This is a genomic window from Candidatus Omnitrophota bacterium, from assembly GCA_034717435.1.
Taxonomy (GTDB): Bacteria; Omnitrophota; JAUWXU01; order JAUWXU01; family JAUWXU01; genus JAYELI01.
This window is the reverse complement of record JAYELI010000005.1, coordinates 1-5,439: the sequence shown is the minus strand read 5'-3', so window position 1 is coordinate 5,439 and position 5,439 is coordinate 1. Positions and strand designations below refer to the sequence as shown.

Below are 5,439 nucleotides of genomic sequence, written 5' to 3'. Positions count from 1 at the left end.
TCTGAGGCCGAAGGCCGAAGAATCTCAGAAAACACGGTTTTATGGGAGATCCTTCGGTCGCCCTTCGGGAATACTCAGGACTTCCTTCGGTCGCTTACGCTCCCTCAGGATGACACCTATCTTAAAATGATCTTTTATGGTAATCTTCGACGGCTGATTTTAGAGCTTCTTCGGCCAATACTGAACAATGCATTTTTGCCGGAGGAAGCCCGCCCAGGGCCTCGGCTACCGCCCGGTTGGATATTTTCAGCGCTTCGTTCACCCTCTTGCCCTTTACCAATTCAGTAATCATAGAGCTTGTCGCTATGGCTGCCCCGCAGCCAAACGTCTTAAACTTTACGTCTGTAATAACATTATCTTTCACCTTGATGTAAAGCTCCATTACATCTCCGCATACAGAACTGCCTACATGGCCGACGCCATCGGGATTTTTTATTTCTCCCGCGTTTCGGGGATTCCGGAAATGTTCCATTACTTTTTCGCTGTAATTCTGCATTATTTTTTCTTTGTTTTATATAACGGCGACATAGAACGAAGCTTACCTACTATTTTGGGTAATACTTCCAGGACATAGTTTATCTCTTCTTCTTTGGTATATCTACCAAGAGTAAATCGCAGCGAACCATGGGCTAATTCATGCGGCAGCCCCAGAGCCAGCAAAACATGAGAAGGATCAAGAATCGAAGATGCGCAGGCAGAACCCGTAGAGCAGGCAATTCCTTCCAGATCTAAATTTAAAACCATTGATTCGCCCTCGATGTATTTCACAGAGACATTTACATTGTTAGGCAGTCTTTTTGCGGGATGTCCGTTTAACCTGGTGCGGCCTATATTATCCAGAACTCCCCTGATAAGTTTGTCCCGTAAGGAAATTAATCTTTTCTCTTCCCGGCCGATCTTTTCTCCGGCCAGCTCGACTGCCCTGCCGAACCCTACAATCCCCGCAACATTGCGGGTGGATGCCCGGCGGTCATTTTCTTGATCACCTCCGTGCATAAACGGAAGGATCTTTGTCCCCTCTCTGACATACAATGCCCCTACCCCCTTTGGCCCATATAATTTGTGGGCTGAACAGCTTAATAAATCCAGATTAAGCTGATCTACATTAACCGGAAGATGGCCAAAGGTCTGTACTGCATCCGTATGAAAATGGATTTCTTGCTCTTTGGCAATTTTCCCGATCTCTTTAATCGGCTGGATCACCCCTATTTCATTATTGGCGTGCATAACCGAAATTAATATGGTTTTATCCGTTATTGCTCTTTTTAGATCCTGAAGGTCAACCAATCCATACCGGTCTACCTTTAAATAAGTAACCTTAAATCCCTGTTTTTCTAAAAATTTACATGGTTTTGTTATCGCATGGTGTTCAATTGCAGAGATAATCAAATGATTGCCTTTACTTTTATTTGCATCAGCGATCCCTTTCAAGACAAAATTATTGCTTTCTGTTCCTCCGCTGGTAAAAATAATTTCTTCCGGTTTTGCTCCTAAAAATAAAGCAACGGTCTTTCTTGCCTGCTCAACCGCTGATCTTGCCTCCCGGCCAAAAGAATGAAGGCTGGAAGCATTGCCAAATCTCTCGGTAAAATACGGCGACATCGCTTTTATTACTTCGGGATCGGCAGGCGTAGTGGCTGCATAGTCAAGGTATATTCTTTTCATCTTTAACCCCCTGCCTTTTTAAACAAATCTGTCGAGAGATATCTCTCTCCTGTATCCGGAAAAATCACAACAATTAATTTATTATTATTTTCCGCTTTTTTAGCTATTTGAATAGCAGCCCAGGCTGCTGCGCCGGAAGAAATACCCGCAAACAATCCTTCCTTTTTGGCCAGGCTCCTGGCGGTTTCAGCAGCATCTTCATTATTTACCTGAACCACCTGGTCCACTAAGTCCATTTTTAAAACACCGGGGACAAATCCAGCGCCAATGCCCTGGATCTTATGCGGCCCTGGTTCCCAGCCGGAAAGAACCGCTGAACCGGCAGGTTCAACAGCAACTATTTTGACTCCAGGCTTTCTTTTTTTAACCAGCTGGGCTATTCCTGTAATCGTTCCTCCGGTGCCTACTCCGGCAACTACAACATCCACCCTGCCTTCGGTGTCGTTCCAGATTTCTTCAGCAGTGGTTTTACGATGGATCTCCGGATTAGCCGGATTTTTAAACTGCTGAGGAACAAAATATCGAGGGTTGCTTCCTGCTAATTCCTCTGCCTTTTTTACCGCACCATTCATCCCTTCGCTGCCCGGGGTAAGGATCAATTCAGCGCCAAGGGCTTTAAGCAGGTTTCTCTTCTCAAGACTCATTGTATCAGGCATGGTAAGAACAAGCCTATAACCTTTTACAGCGCAGACAAAAGCAAGAGCAACCCCGGTATTGCCGCTGGTAGGCTCAAGGACAATTGTGTCTTTTTTAATAAGCCTGTCTCTTTCGGCAGTCTCGATCATACTCAGGCCTATCCTGTCTTTAATACTGGAAAGCGGGTTGAAAAATTCCAATTTAGCCGCGATAGTAGCTTTTAATCCCAAAGCCACCCTGTTTAACTTCACCATTGGTGTATTACCCACTAACCCGGTCACATCATCTGCTATCTTCGCCATTGTCATGCCTCCATAACTTAAAAAATCTCTTTCTATTTTTCTAAGTTATTAAATGCTGTAGGTGGGAGAATATTTTCCATTTTTCCTTTGCCTTTCAGCCATATCCTGCAGGGTTACTGATTCCAATATCCGCGATATGTTATCTCTTAAATCTTGCCAGATATCCCGCGTAACACAATAACGGACTCTCCGGCAGAGGGAAGGAGCATCAATACACCGCACAGGCGCCAAGGAACCCTCCATGGCTTGAACCACTTCTTTAAGGGTTATTTTAGAGGGCGGTTTGGCCAACATATATCCTCCGTGCGCTCCCCGGGTTGAGTTTACCAACCCGGCTGCTTTAAGCGCTGGAAGCAAATGCTGTAAATATCCTTCAGAAATTGCCTGTCTTTTGGCAATATCCTTCAGCAAGACAGGTTCTCTGCCATAGCAAAGAGCCAATTCCAACATTAATCTTGCCCCATACCGGCCTTTTGTAGAAAGCGCTATCATAACTTATACTCCTTCATACTAATCTTATCAGATTAGTATGAATTATACCCGGATAAAGACGCTTTGTCAAGTATCTTTTTTGATAAAATAACTGGCAGGTAAAGTTGACTTTGCTAAAAATATAGGGTATACTTATTACAAGTTTAGTAACAACAAGGAGGTGGCCAGTAGCGAAAGCTATTTAGGTCTACTGCCTAAGAAAAAGGCCCGTTAAGCGGGCCTTTTTCATATTTAGAGGTTTTTAATCTCCAAAGAAGTGACATCGCCTGCCGCAGTAAATCCAAAGATCTTTGAATAAAAATATAATTCCGCGTCCAGGCTGCGCTTGATATTTTCCGCGCGCCTGAATCCGTGTTGTTCGCCCTTAAACAAAAGGCAGGCAACCGGCACTCCCTTTTTCAGAAGCGCTTTATAGATCAGCTCTGCCTGGTTGGGCGGCACTATCTTATCTTCAAGCCCCTGGAGGATAAGCAATGGACAGGAAAGCCGGTCAATAAAGTGGATCGGCGAACGCTGGTAATAGATCTGACGCTCCTGAGGATAAGGGCCAAGGAGCCGGTCAAAATAGCGGGACTCAAATTTGTGAGTATCTTTTACCAGCATCTCAAGGTCACTAACCCCGTAATAGCTCGCTCCTGCCTTAAATAAATTATGAAACGTCAACGCGCAAAGCGTGGTATACCCGCCAGCGCTTCCTCCTTTTATTGCCAGCCGGTCTTTGTCAACCTCATTTTTCTCCACAAGATACCGGCTGACATTCAGGCAATCATCCACATCCACCACGCCCCACCGGCCATTCAGGCGTTGCCTGTATTTTCGGCCATAACCAGTGCTGCCTCCGTAATTTACGTCAACAACAGCAAATCCCCGGCTGGTCCAATACTGGATCTCTAAAGACAATGCCGTGGAAACGGCTGAGGTCGGCCCTCCGTGGCTTTTTACAATAAGCGGGGGTAATTCGTGATCAGGCCCGCGATAATCGCGGTTTTGGGGTTTATAAAAAAATGCGTGGGATTTTAACCCGCCTTCGGCAGGAAATTCTATTTTCCCGGGAACAGATAAATAATCTTTTCCTATGTGAATTGTGGTTGAACGGCGCAAGACTTCAATATTATCTGAATTAAGATCAAGCCTGACGACCGAGAGTGGATCCTGAGGAGAGCCGGCAATAAACACTGCTTTTTGTAATGCCACTTTAACCTGTGAAATCTGGGTATAAGGGGTTTTGAACGGTTTGAGCTTTTTGCCTGCAATATCAAGGGCCGCCAGATGCCAGCTGCCATCCCTGGTGTAAGCGCAAAGAATCCGCTTTTCCGATTCAAACGCGTATGTAGACATTCCAAAAATCCACTGCGGCTTGCCAAACTCAGCCTCCATTCCAAACAACGGATTAATAGAGTTATTTTCCCAGCGATAGAGGTTCCACCATCCTGTTTTATCGGATATAAAATGAAGGATGTTGTCTGGAGACCATTGAGGCTGGAAAATCGACTGTTCAGGGCCTGCACTGATTTGCTGAATGCGGCTAAGCGTATTGTTATCTTTTAAATCAGCCGTCCAGAGTTCAGTCGCATCCCAGGGCATATTCGGGTGGTTCCAGCTAAGCCAGGAGAGCTTAGAGCCATCCGGGCTGACACAGGGAGAGGAATAAAAATCTTTACCCGAAACAATTACTTCTCCCGATCCCCCTTTATCCAGATCAAGATTTACCAGGTTATTTATTGTGCCTTTTTTCGGATTAGAATGGTCTTCGCGTACGCAGATCATCCGGTTCCGGACAGGATCGATAACCCCGTCTGCATAGTAAAAGGCCTTATCCGGAGTAACCGGCTGGGGAGAGACGCCTTCGGACTGCCGGTAAATCCGCTGGTCGCTGAAATTGGAAAAATAGACAACATTGTCTTTGACAGCGAAGGCGCCGCCGCCGTATTCATGAACACGCGTGCGCGCATTAAAAGGCGGCGGGATTAAATCGGTTAACTTTCCATCCGGGGACAAGCGGACAATAACATTCCTGGCTCCTTCGGAAGGCCGCAGTTCAGCCCAATAGATGTTATCTCTATCAAGACAGATCCCGCTTAAGCCAATGGCCTGCTTAACAATCAAGTCCGAGGTAATCGGGGATTTCCATGAACCGAATGGGTTAATTTGCTTAATAGGCATTGTGCCTCAATTATACCTTTAACCATAGGCAGACTCAAGGGTTATTTTAAGGCCTGTTATTTAAAAATTAAAAGTGCACAGTTTTAGAGCGATTTAAGTTTTAAAAGTGCACACCTTAACCGAAATTAAAAATAATAACGCTAAAAAGGTCATTCTGAGGCCGAAGGCCGAAGAATCTCAG

Annotated in this window: 5 protein-coding genes; all 5 read right to left on the bottom strand. The window is 45.3% G+C overall.

What is annotated here, in order from left to right; translation table 11 throughout:
• Positions 1-121: 121 nt before the first annotated feature.
• Positions 122-496, bottom strand: a complete 375-nt coding sequence (gene nifU, locus U9Q08_00275; protein ID MEA3328167.1) for a Fe-S cluster assembly scaffold protein NifU — start codon at positions 494-496, stop codon at positions 122-124.
• Complete coding sequence (nifS, locus tag U9Q08_00270; protein ID MEA3328166.1) at positions 496-1,665, bottom strand: cysteine desulfurase NifS; 1,170 nt, start codon at positions 1,663-1,665, stop codon at positions 496-498. The genes nifU and nifS overlap by 1 nt, the downstream gene beginning before the upstream one ends.
• Positions 1,666-1,667: 2 nt before the next feature.
• Positions 1,668-2,603, bottom strand: a complete 936-nt coding sequence (gene cysK / locus U9Q08_00265; protein MEA3328165.1) for a cysteine synthase A — start codon at positions 2,601-2,603, stop codon at positions 1,668-1,670.
• Positions 2,604-2,651: 48 nt separating this feature from the next.
• Complete coding sequence (locus tag U9Q08_00260; protein MEA3328164.1) at positions 2,652-3,095, bottom strand: Rrf2 family transcriptional regulator; 444 nt, start codon at positions 3,093-3,095, stop codon at positions 2,652-2,654.
• Between the two features lie 231 nt (positions 3,096-3,326).
• Positions 3,327-5,258: a S9 family peptidase gene (locus tag U9Q08_00255; protein ID MEA3328163.1), complete on the bottom strand. Its 1,932-nt coding sequence runs from the start codon at positions 5,256-5,258 to the stop codon at positions 3,327-3,329.
• Positions 5,259-5,439 lie beyond the last annotated feature (181 nt).

What these genes read in the sequence shown, in the direction of transcription:
- nifU (MEA3328167.1), bottom strand. Translation starts at nt 496, where the DNA reads ATGCAGAATTACAGCGAAAAAGTAATGGAACATTTCCGGAATCCCCGA.
- nifS (MEA3328166.1), bottom strand. Translation starts at nt 1,665, where the DNA reads ATGAAAAGAATATACCTTGACTATGCAGCCACTACGCCTGCCGATCCC.
- cysK (MEA3328165.1), bottom strand. Translation starts at nt 2,603, where the DNA reads ATGGCGAAGATAGCAGATGATGTGACCGGGTTAGTGGGTAATACACCA.
- U9Q08_00260 (MEA3328164.1), bottom strand. Translation starts at nt 3,095, where the DNA reads ATGATAGCGCTTTCTACAAAAGGCCGGTATGGGGCAAGATTAATGTTG.
- U9Q08_00255 (MEA3328163.1), bottom strand. Translation starts at nt 5,258, where the DNA reads ATGCCTATTAAGCAAATTAACCCATTCGGTTCATGGAAATCCCCGATT.